Origin of the sequence: Coprococcus sp. RTP21281st1_F1_RTP21281_210402, assembly GCF_040915325.1 — a bacterium.
GTDB classification, from domain to species: Bacteria; Bacillota; Clostridia; order Lachnospirales; family Lachnospiraceae; genus Coprococcus; species Coprococcus aceti.
The window spans coordinates 26,005-47,876 of sequence record NZ_JBCPDQ010000010.1; the positions used below are offsets into that span (position 1 = coordinate 26,005).

The following is a 21,872-nucleotide window of genomic DNA, read 5'->3' on the forward strand; positions in this document are numbered from 1 at the left end:
GCCTATAGGACACCTTAAGGAAGCAGTCCCCGAGCTGTGACCGCGAAAGTTTTCCGGGTAGTGGTCAACGGAAGGTTCCACGTTATAGGAACAACGATAGTGATGGCTGTCGGCTGAGAGCAGGAACAAGTTCCTGAATTTAGGTGGTAACACGGACAAGAAAGTTCGCCCTAAGCATATTATAAGTATGCTTAGGGCTTTTATTTTGCGTTTTCAGGGTGACAAGCGGCTGCGATGCGCGAGCTTGCTCGCGGGCATCGGCAGATGCGGAGTAATCTCGAAGAAAACGCAAGTTAAAACCAACAATCAGCAAACACAGACAACAAGGGATCAAGAGATATAAAGGAGTGTGTATCATGAGAAAATTCGAAAAATCATCAAAGCTTGACAATGTGTGTTACGACATAAGAGGTCCTGTTATGGACGAGGCAAACAGAATGGTGGCTGAAGGGGTAAATGTCCTCAAACTGAACATAGGAAATCCTGCACCGCACGGACTTATGGCACCTGATGAAGTTGTAAGGGATATGGCATATAACCTCAGAGATACTGAGGGATATTCAGATTCAAAGGGACTTTTCTCTGCAAGAAAGGCGATCATGCAGTACTGCCAGCTGAAGAATATTCCAAATGTGGGAATCGATGACATATATACAGGAAATGGAGTCAGCGAGCTTATCACCATGTCCATGCAGGGACTGCTTGATTCGGGAGATGAGATACTTGTCCCGATGCCTGACTATCCGTTGTGGACGGCTTCTGTTAACCTGGCAGGAGGAACAGCGGTTCATTATCTTTGTGATGAGCAGTCCAACTGGTATCCGGATATAGAAGATATCAAGAAGAAGATAACCTCAAGAACAAAAGGAATCGTAGTCATCAACCCTAACAACCCGACAGGAGCTCTCTATCCAAAGGAGGTTCTTGAGCAGATAGTTCAGGTTGCAAGGGAGAATGAGCTTATCCTTTTTGCCGATGAGATATATGACAGACTTGTCATGGATGATAAAGAGCATGTGGCTCTGGCTTCACTGGCACCTGACCTTTTCACCATAAGCTTTAACGGACTGAGCAAGTCACACCGAGTTGCAGGTTACAGAGTTGGCTGGATGTGTCTGTGCGGAAACAAGAGCAATGTGAAGGGATACATAGAGGGACTTAACCTCCTGTCATCCATGAGACTTTGCTCGAATGTTCCTGCTCAGAGTATAGTTCAGACCTGTCTTGGAGGCTACCAGAGTGCAGATGAGCTGCTCTTGCCGGGAGGAAGGATCTATGATCAGAGGGAGTATATATACAAAGCACTCTGCGATATACCGGGAATAAGTGTGGTTAAGCCGGAGGCAGCGTTCTACATATTCCCGAAACTTGACAAGGAGAAGTTCAACATCACAAATGATGAACAGTTCGCTCTTGATCTTTTGAGGGATAAGCACATCCTCGTCACATGTGGAACGGGATTTAACTGGAAGGATCCGGATCACTTCAGAATAGTATATCTTCCGAATATGGAGATACTCAAGGCAGCAACAGCAAAGCTGGCTGATTTCCTGAGCTATTATCATCAGTAAAATATAAATATATGGGAAATAATAGGTAGGCTGAGATTTCAGTCTGCCTATTATTTTTTTATTCCCAAAATATGACAAATGTTATAAAATTAACATAATAGATAAACTATACCAGGGGGCACAAATGTATAAGATAGCAATTTGCGATGATGAAAGATATTTTAGGAATGAAATATACAGGAGACTTGAGGACTATTTGAAAAGAAAAAATATAGAATACGAGATAGATATATATACGACGGGAGAGGAATTGTGTGAGTTAGGTGAGAAGATCGTAAATTATTTAATTGTATTTTTAGATATCAATATGAAGGGCATGAATGGAGTTGATGTTGCGCAAAGGATAAGATTATATAGTGAAAAAATATTTATAGTATTTATCACAGCATATATAGACTATTCAATTGATGGATATAAGGTTGGAGCGGTTAGATATTTATTAAAAAACAATGAGAATTTTCAATTTGCTATTGAAGAATGTATGGATGCAATTGACAAAAAGATCAATACTTCAAGGGAGATAAGACGATTTATATTCACAGAGGGTCCGCTAGAAATAATGGTTGAAAAGATAATATATGTCGAGAGTAGTCTTCATAGATTGGAGTTTCACATAAGTGGAGAAAGTGGCGTAAAAAACATGTATGGACGACTTGATGAATTAGAAGAAGAATTTAAAGAAAATAGATTTATCAGGGTTCATCAGAGTTTTTTGGTTAATTTAATGTTTGTCAAAAAGGTTTCCAGGTATAGTGTTTTACTACTTACAGGAGAGTCGATACCCATACCAAGGGCAAGGTATAGGGCGGTGGAAGAAAAGTATATTGCATTTAAGGGGAGAATGTAGATGTTTGAATATATTGGAAGTTTATTTATTGTTATATTTGAGACGTTTTGTTGCAATTTATTTTTTCAGAGCTTTGTATATAGAAGAGATAAATTAAAAGAATGGCAAAAAATTACGCTATTTGTTGTTATGGTAATATGTTTTTTTGCCAGCGGATTATTACTATCATCTGTCCAAATAATAAAACTGATAGTTGCAATAATAAGTATCTCAACAATAATGTTTTTGACTTATCAAATAAGTATATGGCGTTCAGTAATTTTAGCCATGTTATTTTTGGCTATGGCGTGGGGGATAGATTATGTAGTTTATGTAGGAAATTCCCATATATTGTCGCAAGCGGGAGATGTAAAAAGTAAATATGAGATGCAGGGGGTGCTGTTGATAGTAATAGACAAGATGGTATTATTTCTGATTATCTTATTTATAAAGCGTTTCTTTTATCGGAAAAAAACAGAGATGCTTAGGGATTCAGAGTGGTTAAAGTTTATTGTATTTCCTATATTCACTATTATGGTTATAGCTGGAATGATAGCGGCTTTTTCTGATATAGATAGTCCAAAACAGATAGGGGTTGCTTATATGATAGCATTTGGCATGATAGGAATGAATTTAATCGTATATGTAATTTTGAATAGTGTGATTGATAACGCTATAGAGCAACACGAAAAAGAAGTTCTTGAAATACAAGTAAAAAATCAATTGAACCTGTATGATTCGATATCAAAAAATTATCAGAGACAGAAGCGTATTTCACATGAGTTCAAAAATCATATTTTATGTATTTCTGCATTGGTAGATAACCATCAGTATATTGATTTGGAAAATTATATAAATAAGATGAAAAACAAAATTAGGTCTGACGAAATATGTATAGACACGAATCATGTTATTGTAAATTCAATACTTAATGAAAAATATAATGAAGCGACTGAAAAAGGGATCTTATTTGTAGTTAAAGTGAATGATTTAAAAAATCTCAATATAGAAAATGAAGACTTGGTAGTATTGTTGGCAAATTTACTTAATAATGCAATTGAAGCCTGTGAAAAATGTGATAGTAAAAAAATTATTATGTTTAGATTCACCGTAGAGGATAATGAGACAGTTTTGTCTGTTGAGAACTCATACAATAGAAAATATTTATCATACCGGGGAAAGGAGATTGTCACAAATAAAAGAGATATATTCGATGAACATGGAGTAGGTATAAAAAATGTTGTAAGTATAATAGATAAATATAATGGAACATATACGATTGGATGTGAAGATAATAAGTTTTATTTTTCAATTGTATTATGATAAATTGCCTGAGAAATTCTTAATCAAACAATTTCCCGGGCAATTTTGTTGTTTTCTGCAAGATAATGTCATTTTCTGCAAGACATATTGCTATTGGGTAATTTCGTTACTATATTACAAATATGGGGGCGCAATATGGTTGCAAAACTTGCAGAGAGTATAGTTGATACATTGGAAAAAGAAAAAATAATTACTGCACAATTAAGAGAACATTATATATATGCCTGCATAACATTGATCGAAAGAATTGTAACAATATTGTCTCTACTGTGTATAAGCATAGGAATGGGAAATATAGCAAAGATTATATATCCGCCTGCTGAAGGGAGCACAGGTACTTCACTTTCAACAACTTTTGGAGTAAGCAAAGGAAAAACATATTATTTTTATACTGAACCGACTGGCGCAAATTATAGGACTGCAGGATCGTTCAGGGTAAGATGCTGATATTATAAAGAATGTGCTAAAAATATAGAAATATAGCTTCGTCATAATTTGACGGGGCTAATTGTGTATAGCGGGGGGACATATGAAAACAAACTTATTTCTGATAACAAAATACTGGAGATATCATAAAAAGCAGTTTGCGAGCATGCTTACCTCGATAGTGATATTAACGGCTTTCCTGTTGATTGCACTTTTGATGGAGAGAACAGAATGTAGACGGCAGTATGATGACAAGCTGCGGGGAAGTAGTAAGACATTTTATCTGTATAGCAATCTTGGCAGTGATGCCTATGAGGAGATGTCAGAAGACAAAAGGGTCAGCATGATCGGGCGTACGGCTATATGTGGAAAGCTGGGAAATGACAAAACACAGTATACATATGGTACATATATTGACGATGCGGCAGAGGATCTTGAATATGTAAAGCTTTCGTCGGGAAGATTCCCTGAAAAAACCGGGGAGGCAGCAGTGTACGATTATGTGTTGGAGGATATGTTTTTTACTGTTGATCCTGACTCGTATGTTGGAAAGGAAGTAACATTTGACAGTTATGATTTGGATGATACATATCTGTTGAGAACAGGTAGACATGTGGGACAGATTACGTTTACTATCACAGGTGTATTGTGTACAGACAGCAGAAGAGATCTTAAGGAGAACAGAGTAGACTGGGGATCTGACCTTTCGGAAGTACAGATGCCAACTATATATCTGTGGCGGGATGACTGTGATTTGGATGAGAATACATTCGTATATACTGCTGTCTCACTGTATGGTGATGACGAGATAACAGAGCAGTCGGAGAGCGCTATGGAAGAGTTTGCGCAGGATTATTATGACAAAACTGGAATATGGCCAAGATCCGGCCGCAGCAGATCGGCTGCAGAAGATATCTGCAACATTACCCTTGGAAACGAGAAGCTTAACAGCGAAAGTTATCTGTCGGACTCTGTCCAGGGGATACTATATTTCAGTGTCATTGCTGTGATCTTGTCGGCTATATCCCTGTTTGGCGTGATGATAACTGTTATGAGCGAGAGACAGAAATCCCTGGATATCGTGAGAGATATAGGAGCCAGCCGGATGAAAGTGGCTTGGATACATATATTGGAATGGGGAATCCTGTTGGTTTCTGGAGTGGTATGCGGCGGAGTCGTTGGAATCACTGTATATGAAGTCATACTTGAGATTCAAAGTCGTTTTCTGGGGTTGCCTAAATTGCGCGGTTATACAGTGGAGTGGTGTGTACAGCAGATTACAGAAAATCCATTTGTAATCTCTGTTGTGTGTGCAACAGGTACATTTACTCTTGGATATTTACTTTTTTATATATACCTTCATATAAAATCAAGAAGACTTATAAGAAGAGATCGTGTGAGATCATTCGGGAGAATCAAATCGGTGGTTTCCGGTATTCCATTTGCAAATACAATGCAGATGTTGTCTGTTGCCCTGATCCTGTTTGCGGCGGTGATGTGCTACGCATTCTGCTCTATGGACGGCAAGGGAAAAGGATATTTTCACAATGATGATCTGGACAGAGACACATATTATACATATGGACAATTGGATATGGAAACCAGTGATGTAGATATATGCCTTTATGATCAGGGGTCGGGGATTACTGGTGGAGTATTGCTTACAGATACAGGACTTACTGAGGATGGGCGCAAGAGCATTGCGGATATGAACGAAGTAAAGTCAATAGAGAGTTTCTCCACAAACGATGGCTTTGATATATTTTATGATAGAAATGACGAGGATATTCCGGATGGATTGTGGCAGGCGGAGGTCCAGTTTCCGGAAGATACAGAAGAATTCTATCATGCAGACGATAGATTTTATTTCAACGTTCCAGCGATATGGCTGGATGATAACGGAATGAGAAAGCTGGATAAATATGTAAAAGAGGGGTCAATAGGTACCCATGAAAATGGTGTGGCGTGTGTTGAATATGAATATGACGGAATGACCGCGGAGTCGCCATATAAGATAGGCGATGTAATGCATACAATGACAGTGAACGGAAAAGGCGAATACAAGGAGACTGTTGAAATCGTGGATGCGATAATTGTGATTCCGGAGACCACAAAGGAGAGCGATCCGATATTGTATGCAGGTCTTGGCAGAGCTTCACAGTATGGATATGCAATAGTGGCCTCACAGGACACAGCAGTCAGTATTGGGATGTTTAAGACATGTTATGACGTTACATATATATCTCTAAGCAACAGGGGAGATATTGATAGAGTTGTATCCAGGTTTGCTGACATATTGGACTCTTCAATGGAACTCAGGATACGAACGATAGATGAGTGTGATAAGGAGTATCGTGAGGCATATATATCACAGTATGCGAGCACAATATGTCTGTTCTTTATTCTTCTTATCATGGCGGCATGGGGATATTGGGAACTTGTCACCATGCGTTACCAGAATGGCAGGCGGAACGTGGCGATCATGCGGGCTCTTGGAATGGAGAAGCACTCATGGAACATGACGTTTATATGGCATAACATAAGAAATGCCCTGGTATCATGTGCTGTCGGAGCCGGTATGGTGTATGGCATGAGATGGCTTTTGCGCTACAAGTACGAACAGGCGCTAAACATGTTCAACTGGCCGGAGACAGATTTATGGAACGTCGATGCAGATGTTATAAAAGAGGTAACGAGACTCCAGCATGTATTTCTGTTCGACAGCGAGATATTTGTTGTCCCTATGGGAAGAGCGTTGGTACTGATAGGAACATTCCTTGTTGTGATTTCGACGATTATTACGGTGCTGGTCATTCATAAGAAGAAATCGGAAGAGATAATTGATGATCTGGCTGAAAAAGAGTAAGGGGGACGATGCATATGATTCAGATAAAGGATTTAAATAAGACGTATGGTGAAGGAACAAATGCTGTTCATGCACTTCGCAACTGTAACGTGGAATTTGAGTATGGAAAATTTACGGCGATTATAGGAACATCAGGCAGTGGAAAGTCAACATTGCTGCATCTGATGGGCGGACTGGATACAAAGGCAGAAGGAGAGATATTCTATGATGATGAAGATATACTCAGATATTCAGATGCACAGCTTGCAAAATTCCGCAGAAAAAATATAGGTTTCGTATTCCAGTTCTTCAATCTGGTGCCAGAGCTGACAGCAAAGGAAAATATATTCCTGCCAATGATGATAGATAAGGTTAAGGTAGATGAGGAGTACTTTGATAAGCTTACTGAAAAACTTGGAATTTCAGAGAGACTGACACATTATCCGTCACAGTTGTCCGGTGGACAGCAGCAGAGGGTTGCGATAGCCAGAGCGCTCATACACAAACCAAAAGTGTTGCTCTGCGATGAACCTACCGGAAATCTGGACTCTCAATCAGGAAAAGAAGTCCTGAGACTGCTTAGAGAACTGCAGAGTGAAGATGGACAGACTATAATTATGGTTACTCACGATGGAAATATAGCAGATCAGGCCGATCGTATCGTAAGGATAGAAGATGGACAGATAAAATGTGTATAATATTCACACAATTATATACATAAAAGACAATTTGATAATAAAACGCAACAACAATGACAATAAAATTGATAAATTGTCAAAAAATATGTTGACGATTTGCCTTGCATCATGTATAATAAAGGTACATTAAAGAACGGCCATTTGAAAAAGATACAGATGGCACACCATAGATTGTCACCCGTGACACGTAACATGTACGAAGTTATCTCAGAGATTTATAGAATCGTGAAAAAGACTTTACACATGGTGCGCAGGAAACAGAGATCCGTGGTACAAGTTCACGAAAGGAGGAGGTTCCGTTGGAGACAATTGAAGAACATTTTTATCATGATGGTAACTCAGAACTGGGAAGTTGTTTCCACACGAGATGCCTTTAAGATAAATCTTGAATCAGTCCACATGTAGATGCTGTATATAGCATGATTGAAGTGCCAGGACGCAGGTATTTGATACCAGATTTGATCCATCGTGATTGTTCAAAACACAAGATATGAGTGGTGTTTCAAGGGCATCAGGTCATATCACATACCGCAAGACCAGTGCTTATAAGAGGTTGGTACATATACAAGTTCATGCAGTGCATGTTATGAGTAGATGCAATTCGTACCCTGATAGTTTATATTCCGGTAAGTTTAATCTCTAGGCACAACGAATTTTTTCATAGATATTTATAATATAGTGGAAGAATCAATGGCATGTGTGGAAGCATTCAGATATTTTGATTAGATACTTCAATATTTGAAAAATGAATAAACTAATATAAAGCCAGTTGGTATTATGCCAGCTGGCTTTTTTATGTATTAATTACAACGTGTGTTAAACCACTGATTGCCCGCTCTGCGAGCTGTAACAATCCGTGCGGTAACAAGAAACTAATATTAATTGCAAATAACTTAAATTATTGACTAATATGGCGTGCAAAAGCAATAAAAAACAACTTAAATATTCGGTAATTAATGACATGTTCAACAATTAAAAAATGAGTTAATATAAGTATATGTATAAATATTAATCACGAATTAGGCTGTTCGTGGTGAGTAAAGTGGAGGAATATCACAAAAAAGAAAGGGTAAGGAAATATGGTGAGATTTAGAACAAGACTTGTTGCTGTGACATGTGCAGTTGCAATGGTTGGCTCATTCTGGGGAAGTGCAGGGGCAATAGTCTCAGCTGATGCAGCAGAGCCGTCTGCGGAAATGGCGTGGAGCATCACTACAGACAAACTGGTATTTGACACTGGCGCAGATGCCAAGTGGACAGATAAAATTTATGCCAGCAATGATGAAGGTACATACCCAGAGTTAGGCAGGATCGATGATGTGTCTGTGGGTAAAAAGGCTGTGCTCACGGCAAATGTAACACTTAATGGAGATTTTTCAGGATTGGATGGTGCGGAGGCTGCTGACGGAACGTATAATGCGATCCAGCTTTCCTGTGCAATCAAGACTGGCGATGGATGGACATACACCAAGTCTGATGATTATCCATTCCTTAAAGCGGAAAATTTTACAGATGGCAAGACACAGGTATCATTTGCATTTGATGTGGAGGATACAGGAGCTGCGAACGAGATAATATTCCAGTACAATTCAAACTCTGCATATACTGGAACAATATCAATATCTGATGTAGAGATTCAGAGTGATGATTCAGGAGAGGAGCCAGGTGGCGGATCATCAGCAACAGGAAATGTGACAGGTGTGGCAGCACCTTCGATCACAGACAATACAGTATGGAGCAGTTCAGATGCAGTTCTCACATTTGACGCTGCTTCAGATACGACATGGAAGGATAAGGCGTACGCCAGCAATGACAGCGATACATATGCTGATATGGCGAGAATAGAGGGTGCAACTGTAGGTGAAAAGGCGAAACTCACAGCTACGGTTTCACTTGATGGCGATATATCAGGCCTTGACGGTGCTGAGGCGTCAGACGGATCATATAATGCGATCCAGCTTGCTTGCGCTATCAAGGCAGGCGACAGCTGGACATATGTCAAGTCAGATGACTATCCATTCTTAAAGAGTGAGAACTTTACAGATGGCAAGTGCAGCGTAGAGTTCAACTTTAACGGAGTGGATGCAGGCGATGTTCAGGAGATCGTATTCCAGTACAATGCAAACTCAGCATTTACAGGAAAGGTTCTCATCGGCGGCGTTGCAGTTGACAAGGTAGAGAGTGGCAAGAAGCCGACTACAACTGAGACAGAGGCTGGAAACTTCGCAGATGCAAGCCTTGTATTTGACACAGCGAGCGATGCAAAGTGGACAGACAAGGCATTTGCCAGCAATGATACAGAAAGCTATACAGATCTTCCTACAGTAGACAATGTCAAAGTTGGAGCAAAGGCAAAGCTCACAGCTACGGTTTCACTTGATGGCGATATATCAGGCCTTGACGGCGCTGAGGCATCAGACGGATCATACAATGCGATCCAGCTTGCATGTGCCATGAAGACAGGCGACAGCTGGGATTACGCCAAGTCAGGCGACTATCCGTTCATCAAGGCTGAGAACTTTGTAGATGGCAAGTGCGATATATCATTTGCATTTGATGTATCAGAGGTGGGAAATGTACAGGAGATCGTATTCCAGTACAATTCAAACTCAGCATATGCCGGCAAGATCACAATAAGCAACGTTAAGGTACTTGATGTTAAGGAGAGCAGCGGCGGACTTGAGCAGAGAGATCCTGCTGTGATCTCAGATCTCTCATCGGCTGAGGATTATGACAAGTGGAGCACAGAGGCCGGATATGCATACAAGCACGGCGATGCAGCCAACAAGGCCGGTAATGCCACACCTGACATATCATATGACAGTGCAAATGAGAGACTTAAGGTTTCTGTTGACTACTCAGCAGATTCAACTTCCTCATGGAGTGAGGCAAAGGTTAAGTGTGTTCCTACAGAGGCTATGGATGTGAGCCAGTACAACCAGCTCAGTGTGGATATAATCTACCCGGCAAAGCTCAAGGGAAGTAAGATCAAGTTTTTTGCAGATGGAATAATAAATAAAGATACAACCATCGACGATGATGCAGAGGATATCGGAGATGGATTAAAGAAGGTTACAGTTACTATGGGATTTACTCCTACAGATAAACTACTCAGAGATGTGACAATAGGAATCATAGGAAGCAGCACAAGCTTTAAGGGAAATGTATATCTTGATAATCTTGTTCTGTCACAGGCAGATACAACAAAGGATTTTGTCGAGATAACAGAGACTCCTGGCGCTGGTTCACCAGCGGATCTTTCACAGATGCCATCATCAGTTAGAGTGAGCGATGCGAATGCAGCAGACAGTGCAAAGGCACTTGCGGCATACCTGAATACGCTCATGAATAGTGATCAGGTTCTGTTCGGACATCAGAATGATGTGAGCAGAAGCGTAAATCCACAGGCGTCACTCGGTGATGTATATGATGTGACTGGACAGGTCAGCGGTGTGTTCGGAATCGACTCACTGGCAGTTACAGGCTCGGAGGCAGGCGGTTCAGACGCGGCTTCGGCACTGGCAAACTCAGTGGCATACAGCAAGACTGCAGCGGCAAATGGTGCGATCGTGTCATTGTCAATGCATATGCCAAACTTCTCCAGCTCCAAGATAGTGAAGAACTCGGATGGAACATACAGTTTCTACGGATGTGATTTCTCAGAGTCCAAGGATCTGTCAAATGACATAGTAAAGCAGATTCTCCCAGGTGGAGAGTACAATGAGGTATTTACATCTTACCTCGATGTGATCGCAGACTACGCATCACAGCTTCAGGCTGCCGGAATACCTATCATGATCAGACCATTCCACGAGAATACAGGAAGCTGGTTCTGGTGGGGATCAATGAACACAGCTGAGACATACAAGTCTCTCTACAGATATACCAAGGATTACATGGAGCAGAGCGGTGTACACAACCTTCTCTGGGTATACTCGCCAAACGGACCTGTAACATCAGAGGCAGCTTACGTGTCATACTATCCAGGCGATGAGTATGTAGATATCCTTGCATTTGACTATTACAACGATTACAATTCGTACCCTGCAGCAGCAGACAACTCTTTCTTTGACAGTCTTGATACAACATGTAATATCGTGTCATCAATAGCTGCAAAGAGAGGCAAGATACCAGCCATCGCTGAGTGCGGTGTCAGAGTCATGAAGAAGGACGGTTCAGACAACGAGGGACTTCTCGTAAAGGGTAATCCGGTTGGAACAGAGGCTTCAGGAAAGAACTGGTATCAGGAAGTCAACGACATTGCGAAGAAGAACAACATGCCATACTACCTCGTATGGGCCAACTTCGGAGACAGCAACTTCTATGTACCATACAAGTATGATGCTACACATGGACAGGAGCTTATCAATGACTTCATAAAGTATTATAACGACGACTCATCAATATTTGGTGGAGACACAGGATTCTACAACAACATGGGAACCCTTGCAGGAGTATCTGCAAATACATACACGGGCCAGATGGGTTACATGGTATATCCATTTGACAGAGATACCATCCTCAAGGCGACAACACTCAAGGCTGGTGTTAAGAATGCATCAAAGGTTCAGTTCATTATCAACAATCCTGATACAGGTGTTAAGCTTACACTCAACGCTGAGGCTGGAGCCGAGATTGCCGCTGCAGGATCAGAGCCAACACTTTACACGGCTGATCTTACAGAGAAGAATCTCAGCAAGCTTGGAAAGACAGATACAGCAACCATCACACTCTTGGCAGATGGCGAGCAGCTCGCACAGCTGTCACACATAAGCCTTGGAAAGGCCAAGGATAAGGCTCCTGCAAATGTCATCGAGGACTTCGAGTACTATTCAGGAAGCGACGGACTTCTGGATTCCACATACACATCTAACTCAGCCGCAGGATGCAGCTCAAGCTTTGTTCTTAACAAGACACATAAGAACGGTGGCACATACGGCGGTGCGTTCAAGTATAAGCTTGAGACAAATGGATCAGAGGTGTGGACAGGAAGGATTAAGTCAGAGCTTACAAACAATGATTTCTCAAAGTATAATGCGCTTGAGATGTGGGTACAGCCGGACGGTATGGGACAGAAACTTGTGATCCAGATCACAGATGGAAGCGGCGAGGAATTTGAGGTATACCTCACAGATTTCGTAAAGGGAACAAAGGCACAGTATGTTACTATTCCATTCAGCTCATTCAAGGGTAAGAAGGGTGGTACACTCGATGCATCGGATATAGTCAAATTTGCTGTATGGTGCAACTCGATCGTGCCGGAGGATCACACTGGCAAGTGGACAGTTGACTCAACTATCTATTTTGATGGAATCCAGGCAGTGAAGCTCACAGATGATATGCTCAAGAAGAATCCAGTGGACAAGAATGGACTTATCATAACAGACAAGTCACTGGTAAATAAGGATGAGGCAGATCCGGGTAAGGACGATCCAACAACAGAAGATCCAACCACAGAGGATCCAACCACAGAGGATCAGACTACCGAGGCTCCAACAACTGAGAAGCCTGGCAATGACGACAAGACAACTGAGGCTACCACAGCAGCAACAACGGATGGAAGCACAGGTGGAAATGGACAGAACGTGGTAAATACAGGAGATAAGTCACCTGTAGACGTAATGTTTGCGATAATGATAGCATCACTTATCATGGCTGGTGCAGGCTATATCGTTATCAAAAAGGATAAGAAGTAATACTCATTTTAGCCATACAAAGAGCCCCACTGTCGGCGGTGATGAAGACCATCGGCAGTGGGGCTTTATTTGTTGGTTTATATTTGTATGCAATATCAGTTTGCAGCACGTCTCTTCTCAACAAGCTTCTCCACAGGGGTTGTGAGATACATTATGGAGAGCATCAGTGTACAGCAGAACCAGATGATAGGCTCTGTGATGGTAACTCCGAGATATCCAAGTCTTGGAGTGAGGATCATAACCGCAAGTACCTTGCCGATTAGCTCTATAGTGGATGACATGACCGGAACGATCTTCCTGCCCATTCCCTGCATTGCACATCTCAGGACGAACAGAGGACCAAGTACATAGAAGCACGTCACGCCGATCCTTACATATCTCACGGCCGGATCTATGATGGCACTGGCAGATGTACCTGCAACCAGCTTTATAAGTGCCGGGCTGAGCAGCCAGCCGAATATTATCATGACAGTGGTTATGATCGTGTTTATGATGATCGCAGCCCTCACACCCTGATGTACCCGGTCGTACCTGCCTGCGCCCATATTCTGGCTTACATATGTCGTCACGGCATTTCCTACTATATATAACATGAACATGAGGATATCAAATATCTTTCTTGCCGCTGTGTGGGCGGTTACTATATCAGTTCCGAGTCCATTGATGGCTCTCTGGAGTATGACCGTTCCGATGTTCACTATACAGCTCATAAATCCCATGGCAAGTGCGGACTGTATGAGGTCTGACCGGTCACTCTTCTCTACGGAGTATTCATCCTTCTCCGGAATCAGATGCTTTGCCTTCACAAGTATATAGATCAAGGCAAGTATGCCCGCCAGCGCCTGTGATATATCGGTGGCGATGGCTGCACCCCGTACTCCCATGTCAAATGCCCTTATAAACATAAGATCCAGAACGATATTGAGTACAACTGATATACCGAGGAATATAAGAGGCGTCTTGCTGTCTCCGACTGCACGCAGTATGTTGGCGCACAGATTATATAATGAACAGAATATGATTCCAACGATTATGATTATAACGTAGCTTGCTGCCATATCCAATATGTCGTCTGGTGTTTTGAGAAGTACCAGGATAGGCCTTATAAATATTAGACTCAGAACGGTCAGGACAATGGATGCCAGCAGTGTCATGATGGCCGATGCACCGATACATCTTCTCATATTGTGATAGTCCTTTGCACCATAGTATTTGGCTATAGGAATGGCAAGTCCCATGGTTCCGCTGTTGAGGAAGCCTATTATCATATTCGAAATGACTGAGGTTGCGCCAACCGCGGCGAGTGCCTGTGAGCTTACGTAGTTGCCCACGATGGCTGAGTCTGTAAAACTGTATAACTGCTGTGCGATCTGTCCCAGTATCATAGGAACAGCAAATAACCATATGACTTTCATTGGCTTTCCGACTGTCAGATCTTTCATATATAATAAACCTCCTTAATTTTTTTCGCCTGATATTCGATTGTACAACAGTTCGCGATAAAGTCAATGTGGTTTTTGCTTAATTTTAAAGAAAAATGTTTTATTTTGTTATATAAAATGTTATGTTAAAGTGTAACGATTAAAAATGGCTTGATTGTGCATACTAACATTTGACATATATTATAGAAAGAAATGGAAAATATGGAAAAGAATAACAGACAAAAAAATAAGCGTAACAGGAAGAGACATGCGGAGCTCGAGAGAATTGCGTTATACGCAGTGGGAGTCATTCTGCTTGGACTGGTCATAGGCCTTGCTGTGAAAAACTATAGACTTAAGAGCAAACTGGATAATCATAATGAAAAGGACTCGGTTGCCACAGGAACATCGGCGGACAGTGATAATACGAATGGCGATGCTTCAGCAGCAACAACAGAAAAGGTTGCGGAACTCAAGGTTCAGGGAACTGTGGAATGTACGGTCATAGCGGTTCCGGCGACTGAGCAGGAAGAGAATTATAATGGCGAGGATCTGGCGGACAATGGCTGTCCATACGCCATCAAGATAAACAGACAGGAAAATATAGTTACTATATACAAGCTGGACGCTGCTGGATATTACACTGTTCCGGTAAAGGCAATGCGCTGTTCGGTATCACCGGTGGGAGAGACTCCTGTCGGACTGTTCAACATACAGCTCAAGTGGGACTGGCTTGCACTGTTTGACAACTGTTATGGACAGTATGTGTCACAGATAGATGGCGACACCCTGTTCCATTCCGTGCCTTATCTGGACACCACAAAGGATTCGCTTGAGACATGGGAATTCAACAAGCTTGGAACCGGGGCATCACTGGGATGCGTCAGACTGTGCGTTGCAGATACCAAATGGATATATGAGAACTGCGAGTCTGGAACATATGTTGATATATTTGACAGTGACTATTATGGCCCGCTGGGAAGACCTGTGCCGGTGACCAGACTGGATAACACTGATGAGACCGGATGGGATCCGACAGACATGGTTGAGGAGAATCCGACCGCAGGAACAGCCGTGATATACGGTGCGGAGAGCCACAGCATAAACCAGGGCGAGAACTATGACACAATGGCGGGAATATGGGCCTTCAATTCACAGCGTGAGGATGTAACGGATCAGTTGAAGGTTGAGGGAACCGTGGACAATATGAAGCTGGGAAAATATACAGTAAAGTACAGCTTTACAGATCAGGGCAGTGAGATATGTAAGAGTATCGAGATAACAGTGGAGGATGATGAAGCTCCTGTTATAACAAGGGTTCCTGTGGAGATAAAGCTGGAGAGTTACAATGGACAGGCTGATGAGCTTGCAGATCTTGTTGCATCTTATGTGAACGCACAGGATGGTGATACACTGATAAGGACAGGAGTGGCCACAGATGGCAATGGCAAGACTCTGGATGGACAGGCACTCACAAGTCTTGGACAGGACGTTATATGTGTGGCTGTTAACAAAATGGAGTCCAAGGCGGGCAGCTATACAGTTGTGTGCTGTGCGCAGGACAGCAGCGGCAACAGATCATCCTATCACACAGTCACAGTCACCGTTGAAAAGTAGAGGTGGATCATGGCAGACAGGAAAAGTACAATTTATGATCTCGAAGCAGAGAAGATAAAAGAAAAGATAATCATATTTGCCGCCGATACAGGTGGATATACACAGAAAGAGGTCTCCTTGGAGATTCAGGCATCCCTGGACGAGCTCACGGAGCTCATAGACACAGCCGGAGCCGAGGTCGTGGGACGGCTGGTGCAGAACAGGGACCGCATTGCAAATGACTTGTATCTGGGAAGAGGAAAGGTTGAGGAGCTCAGGGAGATGATATATGAGCTGGGCGCCACAGGAGTGTGCTGTGATGACGAGCTGTCACCGGCACAGTTGATGAACCTTCAGGACGCACTGGACATAAAGGTTATGGACAGGACAATGGTCATTCTCGATATATTTGCAGCACATGCTGGAAGCTACGAGGGCAAGCTGCAGGTGGAACTTGCACAGCTTAAGTTCAGAGCCACCAGACTCGTTGGTATGAGAGATTCATTGTCGAGACTTGGCGGTGGAATCGGAACGAGAGGACCGGGAGAGAAGAAGCTGGAGATAGACAGACGAGTCATAAGGGACAGGATCTCCAGACTGAAGGCGGAGCTCAGGAACGTTGAATCCCAGAGAAGCCAGCAGAGAAAGCAGAGACAGAGGAGCGCTGTGCCGGTTGTGGGCATAGTCGGATACACAAATGCGGGCAAGTCGACCCTGCTGAATGCACTCACGGGGGCAGGAGTATTACAGGAAGACAAATTATTTGCGACCCTTGATCCTAAGACAAGAGGATACAAGCTGCCGGGCGGACAGAACATACTGCTCACCGATACGGTCGGTTTTATAAGGAAGCTGCCGCATCATCTGGTCGAGGCCTTTGGCTCCACTTTGGAGGAGGCAAAATACTGTGATGTCATCCTTCATGTTGTGGACGCATCGGATGAAAACTGGGATAAGAACATAGAGACGGTGTACGGCACATTAAAGCAGCTCAAGATAGATGAGAATTCGGGAAAACCTGTGATAACTGTATTCAACAAGATAGACAGAATATCGAAGGATGACCTGGTGGGTGTGCGCGATCTGAGAGCGGACAAGACTCTGTATATCTCGGCTGCCACGGGACAGGGACTCTCGGAGCTTGCCAGTGCGATAGAGGAAATACTTAGAAATCAGAAGTCATATATAAGGCATACATTTGCATATTCTGAAGCAGGGCTCACAGGACTTATACACAAATACGGTGAGATCCAGACAGAGGAATATCTGGACGATGGCATATTTATAGAAGCTTATGTTCCAAAGTCAATACTTGGAAAACTTGGACTCAGTTTCGACGATGAAGCTGATTTTTAGTGCCAGCAATGTGGCGTATCAGGCGTTAACGTGCCATTTCACATTGCTTACATAATATGAAGAGATAATAAAAAATGTTTACATTTTATAAGTATTTGTGTAAATTTACAGAGGAAGGATAATGGTTATTCACACAGAAAGGGAGATATTATGAGTGATAATAACATGAATCAGATGCCGGACGGAATGAATCCTAACGGCGCCGATGGTCCACAGCCATCACAGAATCAGCAGGGTGATGCGGGTCAGCAGTATAGCGCAGACCAGCAGTATGCAGGACAGTATGGTCAGCAGCAGTACGGAGCAAACCAGCAGTACGCAGCGAATCAGCAGTATGCAGGACAGTACGGCCAGCAGCAGTACGGAGCAAACCAGCAGTACGCAGCGAATCAGCAGTATGCAGGACAGTACGGCCAGCAGCAGTATGGAGCAAACCAGCAGTACGCAGCGAATCAGCAGTATGGAGCAAACCAGCAGTACGCAGGACAGTACGGCCAGCAGCAGTATGCAGGACAGTATGGCCAGCAGCAGTACGATGCAAATCAGCAGTTTGCAGATCAATACGGTCAGCAGATGAATGCACAGCAGAGTGTATATGATCAGACCGTGAACATGTATGGTGATCAGGCGCACAAGCCTGAGTCTCCAAAGAAGAGAAAGGGTATCAAGATAGCCATAATAGCAGTTGTGGCAGCGCTTGTTATCATAGCAGCATTTGTTGTTGTATTCTTCGTGTTCATCAAGAAGAGTCCTAAGGATGCGGTTAAGGACGCGATGGAGAACACAGCAAAGGAACTTGAGAACAATAATATTGTGGGTATCGTCGGAGCAGATGACATAGATGTCGACAAGCTGGACGTTCAGTCAGATTTTACCATCGACAAGGTTGCCGGAGATGGTAAGCTCGACGGTTCAACATTTACATTTGACGCAAGCACAGCCAAGAGCAACGGACAGAACAGCTTCAAGCTTGATTCTTCCATGACACTGGCAGGCGAGACAGTCAGTGCGGATGTTGTAATGATCGGTCAGACGCTCTATATGTCATGTCCTGATCTCTTTACCAAGACATTTTCATTTGACATGAACAGTGTTATGGCAGAGCTCGACAGCAAGGATGCGGGAGCCGGCGGTTCAGTTGACAGCGAGGCTCTTCAGAAGATCATAGATGAGGATCTCAAGCCGGCTGCAGATAAGCTTGCAGAGTCCATAACATATGAGAAGGTCGGCAAGGATGAGTTTACAAATGCAAATGGCAAGACTATCAAGGCAGACCACTACACAGTGACAATCACAACAGACGCTATAGATGAGTTCTCACAGGCACTGGTTGACTGTCTGAACAAGTACATGGACAGCAATCTGTCAGATGATATGATGGATCAGATGGGTGTTACAAAGGATCAGCTCAAGCAGTCCATCGGCACTATTCCATCTCTGGTCAGCGCAGTAATGACAAAGGATGCCGTTGCAAATGTATACGTAGAAAACGACAAGGTGATCCGTGTTGACTGGGATTATGATCTTGCAGCAGCAGGCGTTAAGATTTCATTCACAGCAGATTACATGGGTGACGGAAATGTCACATCAGATGCTGTAACAAAGATAGCACTTACATACGGTTCAGATGTAAATATAGAGCTCAAGAGTGAGTCAAAGACTGACACATCAGGAGATAAGATATCAACTGACAAGAAGTACACATTATCAGCAATGAGCGGCGGAGAGAGCCAGGAGTTCACAGGAAATGTGACATCAGACTATGACAAGAACAGCGGTAAGATGAGTGGAAGCATATCTGTTGATGTACAGGGTGAGACTGCTCAGGCTGCATTTGAGGGTGTCCTTGCAGATGTCAAGAAGGGCGAGTCATTCAGCATAAATGATGCAAAGCTCACAGTTACAGTATCAGGCGAGGATGTTCTTCAGTGCTCAGGAAATCTCAAGGTAGCAGAGAAGGACAACAAGATAGAGGCTCCTGCAGCAGGAGATGTGGTTGATTACTCAGTTCTCAACAGTGATGATGTAGATCAGTACATCAACATGGATAAGATGGAAAAGATCGTATCAGCATGGAGCGAGATATTTGACTCAGTAAGTGTTGACAGCAGACTTGACGGAAAGTTCGGCACCGACTCAAAGGATACTGAGGAGGAAGAGCCTGAGACAACAGAGGCAGCTACAACAGAGGAAGCAACCACAGAGAAGTCAAATGACAGCACAGAGGAGGAAGACCTTTCAAAGGTTACATTAAGCCTTGGCGATAAGTCAGTAAAGATCAATGATCCAAAGGGATACGAGAGAAGCTATGCTTCAGAGTATACCATATCTTATAATGATGAGAAGGGCGATGTATATGCAAGCTATTCTACATATACACACTATTCAGCAAGTGATCTTGTGAAGAACATGAAGGATACTTACACAGAGTATTACAACGATGAGAACTCCAAGGTCAACGAGATGACAGATGGCACAGTGAAGGCAAAGGATGGCACAGAGGTAACATATCTTGTGATACAGCTCACATCATATGATATGGACAGAACAGAGGTGCTGTTGGTATATCCTACAGGCGAGGATGTAGTTACATGTTCTATCAGCTACTGGGATAAGGTCGACAAGGTTGACGCGCAGAAGCTGTGTGAGACATTCATGGATGCAATTGAGATAAAGTAATAGCTGTACAGCGTGCAGGGAAAATGTGAAAAGGGCAGGAGGCAGTGATGAAGGTCGTTAATGTGAAGAATGTGGCGATAGGAGAGGGAATGACTAAGATCTGTGTACCTCTGGTAGCTCCGACGGATTATGATGTGGACTATCAGTTGAGGATCATAGCGAAGTCGGAACCAGACATGGTGGAATTCAGAGCGGATATGTACGAGAAGTGCTTTGACAGAGAGGCACTTATGAAGACTCTGGCGAAGATCCATGATAAGCTGGGGCAGTTTCCTATTATATTTACATTCCGAACAAAGGGCGAGGGTGGCTGCATGGAGGCAACACTCAGCCAGTATCACGACCTTCTTATTGACGCTATAGACAGTGGATATATAGACATCGTGGATATAGAATATTTCTCCGACATGGAGATTGTGGATGAAGTCATAGCGGAGGCTCATTCCAAGGGCGTGTATGTCATAGTGTCCAATCACGATTTCAAGACTACTATACCTATGGAACAGATAGTTGACAGATTTAAGTCCATCATATTCACAGGTGCAGATATAGCCAAGATAGCCATGATGCCTGAGGAGGGATCGCAGGTCGTAGATATGATGCAGGCTGCAAAGGAACTGCAGGATAGTGGAAATCAGACCCCTCTCATAGTTATATCCATGGGTGAACTTGGTGTGGAGACAAGAACCACAGGAGAGATGTATGGCAATACGATATCATTTGCCACAGCGGGCATACCTTCCGCCCCTGGACAGATATCTGTGGATGCACTCAGGAGCCAGCTCACCATGATACATCACATTATAGCTGGTAAATAATAATAATTATATGATGCTATTATTCTGGAAGTCACGGATGAATGCCGTGGCTTCCATTTTTTTAGTGTTGTGTGGCTTGTTTCGCAGATATATGGTATTATGACATAAATGTTCCGGGGCCTTGTATGGCAGACGGCGGCTAAGGAGATAAGAATATATGGAAGAAAAGATACACAAGAGGAGAGTGCACTACAGTGGCACCCATCCGAAGAGGTTTGAGGAGAAATACAAGGAGCACGATCCTGAAAAATATGCGGATACGATAGAGAAAGTCATAAGTAAGGGAAGTACCCCGGCAGGGATGCACATTTCAATATGTGTAAATGAGATACTGGATTTCCTTCAGATACAGCCGGGACAGCAGGGGCTTGATGCGACACTGGGCTATGGTGGACACACAAGGCGTATGCTTGAGCAGCTCCATGGAGAGGGGCATATGTATGCTCTGGATGTTGATCCTATAGAGATAGTGAAGACGAAGCAGAGACTGGCGGAGGCCGGCTACGGTGAGGATATACTCACGATAAAGCAGACAAATTTCAGGAATATCGACCAGGTGGCAGAGGAGGCCGGGGGATTTGATTTTATCCTTGCGGATCTCGGAGTGTCTTCCATGC

At 43.1% G+C, this 21,872-nt stretch carries 13 protein-coding genes and 1 other annotated feature (1 of these 14 running past the window's edge); of the genes, 12 read left to right on the forward strand and 1 reads right to left on the reverse strand.

Features of this window, described 5'->3' with window-relative positions:
• Positions 1-176 (forward strand) — a binding site (T-box leader) (it extends 66 nt beyond the left edge of the window).
• Between the two features lie 180 nt (positions 177-356).
• From AB5150_RS13045 to AB5150_RS13075, 7 genes are all read left to right on the forward strand, one after another.
• The gene (locus AB5150_RS13045; protein WP_055146066.1) at positions 357-1,571 is read left to right on the forward strand and encodes an aminotransferase class I/II-fold pyridoxal phosphate-dependent enzyme; all 1,215 of its coding nucleotides are present in this window, start codon (positions 357-359) and stop codon (positions 1,569-1,571) included.
• 124 nt (positions 1,572-1,695) lie between these two features.
• Positions 1,696-2,418 carry a LytTR family DNA-binding domain-containing protein gene (locus AB5150_RS13050; RefSeq protein WP_055271997.1) on the forward strand — a complete coding sequence of 241 codons (723 nt, stop codon included), beginning with the start codon at positions 1,696-1,698 and terminating at the stop codon, positions 2,416-2,418.
• Complete coding sequence (locus AB5150_RS13055) at positions 2,419-3,720, forward strand: GHKL domain-containing protein (RefSeq protein WP_368292006.1); 1,302 nt, start codon at positions 2,419-2,421, stop codon at positions 3,718-3,720.
• Between the two features lie 135 nt (positions 3,721-3,855).
• Positions 3,856-4,167 (forward strand): hypothetical protein, encoded by a 312-nt coding sequence (locus AB5150_RS13060; RefSeq protein WP_368292007.1) that lies wholly within the window; start codon positions 3,856-3,858, stop codon positions 4,165-4,167.
• An 82-nt stretch (positions 4,168-4,249) separates the two neighbouring features.
• Positions 4,250-7,012 carry an FtsX-like permease family protein gene (locus AB5150_RS13065; RefSeq protein WP_368292009.1) on the forward strand — a complete coding sequence of 921 codons (2,763 nt, stop codon included), beginning with the start codon at positions 4,250-4,252 and terminating at the stop codon, positions 7,010-7,012.
• An 8-nt stretch (positions 7,013-7,020) separates the two neighbouring features.
• Positions 7,021-7,689, forward strand: a complete 669-nt coding sequence (locus tag AB5150_RS13070; protein ID WP_055271992.1) for an ABC transporter ATP-binding protein — start codon at positions 7,021-7,023, stop codon at positions 7,687-7,689.
• 1,079 nt (positions 7,690-8,768) lie between these two features.
• Positions 8,769-13,385, forward strand: coding sequence for a glycosyl hydrolase (locus tag AB5150_RS13075; RefSeq protein WP_368292011.1), 4,617 nt, complete (start codon positions 8,769-8,771; stop codon positions 13,383-13,385).
• A 95-nt stretch (positions 13,386-13,480) separates the two neighbouring features.
• On the opposite strand, the gene AB5150_RS13080 is transcribed toward AB5150_RS13075, so the two are convergent.
• A complete protein-coding gene (locus tag AB5150_RS13080; RefSeq protein ID WP_015534375.1) occupies positions 13,481-14,827 on the reverse strand; it encodes an MATE family efflux transporter in 1,347 nt (448 codons plus the stop codon).
• Positions 14,828-15,028: 201 nt separating this feature from the next.
• On the opposite strand from AB5150_RS13080, the gene AB5150_RS13085 reads away from it, so the two are divergent.
• The 5 genes from AB5150_RS13085 to mraW form a co-directional block, all read left to right on the forward strand.
• On the forward strand, positions 15,029-16,423 hold the full coding sequence (locus tag AB5150_RS13085; protein ID WP_368292012.1) for an immunoglobulin-like domain-containing protein: 1,395 nt from the start codon (positions 15,029-15,031) through the stop codon (positions 16,421-16,423).
• A 9-nt stretch (positions 16,424-16,432) separates the two neighbouring features.
• A complete protein-coding gene (gene hflX / locus AB5150_RS13090) occupies positions 16,433-17,758 on the forward strand; it encodes a GTPase HflX (RefSeq protein WP_368292013.1) in 1,326 nt (441 codons plus the stop codon).
• A gap of 150 nt (positions 17,759-17,908) precedes the next feature.
• On the forward strand, positions 17,909-20,437 hold the full coding sequence (locus tag AB5150_RS13095) for a hypothetical protein (protein WP_368292014.1): 2,529 nt from the start codon (positions 17,909-17,911) through the stop codon (positions 20,435-20,437).
• A 47-nt stretch (positions 20,438-20,484) separates the two neighbouring features.
• Entirely contained in the window at positions 20,485-21,255 is a 771-nt protein-coding gene (gene aroD, locus AB5150_RS13100) for a type I 3-dehydroquinate dehydratase (RefSeq protein ID WP_022217433.1), read from the forward strand.
• 157 nt (positions 21,256-21,412) lie between these two features.
• A partial coding sequence (mraW, locus tag AB5150_RS13105) for a 16S rRNA (cytosine(1402)-N(4))-methyltransferase (RefSeq protein ID WP_368292015.1) occupies positions 21,413-21,872 on the forward strand: 460 nt, incomplete at its 3' end.

What these genes read in the sequence shown, in the direction of transcription:
- AB5150_RS13045 (WP_055146066.1), top strand. Translation starts at nt 357, where the DNA reads ATGAGAAAATTCGAAAAATCATCAAAGCTTGACAATGTGTGTTACGAC.
- AB5150_RS13065 (WP_368292009.1), top strand. Translation starts at nt 4,250, where the DNA reads ATGAAAACAAACTTATTTCTGATAACAAAATACTGGAGATATCATAAA.
- hflX (WP_368292013.1), top strand. Translation starts at nt 16,433, where the DNA reads ATGGCAGACAGGAAAAGTACAATTTATGATCTCGAAGCAGAGAAGATA.
- AB5150_RS13085 (WP_368292012.1), top strand. Translation starts at nt 15,029, where the DNA reads ATGGAAAAGAATAACAGACAAAAAAATAAGCGTAACAGGAAGAGACAT.
- AB5150_RS13060 (WP_368292007.1), top strand. Translation starts at nt 3,856, where the DNA reads ATGGTTGCAAAACTTGCAGAGAGTATAGTTGATACATTGGAAAAAGAA.
- AB5150_RS13075 (WP_368292011.1), top strand. Translation starts at nt 8,769, where the DNA reads ATGGTGAGATTTAGAACAAGACTTGTTGCTGTGACATGTGCAGTTGCA.
- AB5150_RS13080 (WP_015534375.1), bottom strand. Translation starts at nt 14,827, where the DNA reads ATGAAAGATCTGACAGTCGGAAAGCCAATGAAAGTCATATGGTTATTT.
- AB5150_RS13095 (WP_368292014.1), top strand. Translation starts at nt 17,909, where the DNA reads ATGAGTGATAATAACATGAATCAGATGCCGGACGGAATGAATCCTAAC.
- AB5150_RS13070 (WP_055271992.1), top strand. Translation starts at nt 7,021, where the DNA reads ATGCATATGATTCAGATAAAGGATTTAAATAAGACGTATGGTGAAGGA.
- aroD (WP_022217433.1), top strand. Translation starts at nt 20,485, where the DNA reads ATGAAGGTCGTTAATGTGAAGAATGTGGCGATAGGAGAGGGAATGACT.
- AB5150_RS13050 (WP_055271997.1), top strand. Translation starts at nt 1,696, where the DNA reads ATGTATAAGATAGCAATTTGCGATGATGAAAGATATTTTAGGAATGAA.
- AB5150_RS13055 (WP_368292006.1), top strand. Translation starts at nt 2,419, where the DNA reads ATGTTTGAATATATTGGAAGTTTATTTATTGTTATATTTGAGACGTTT.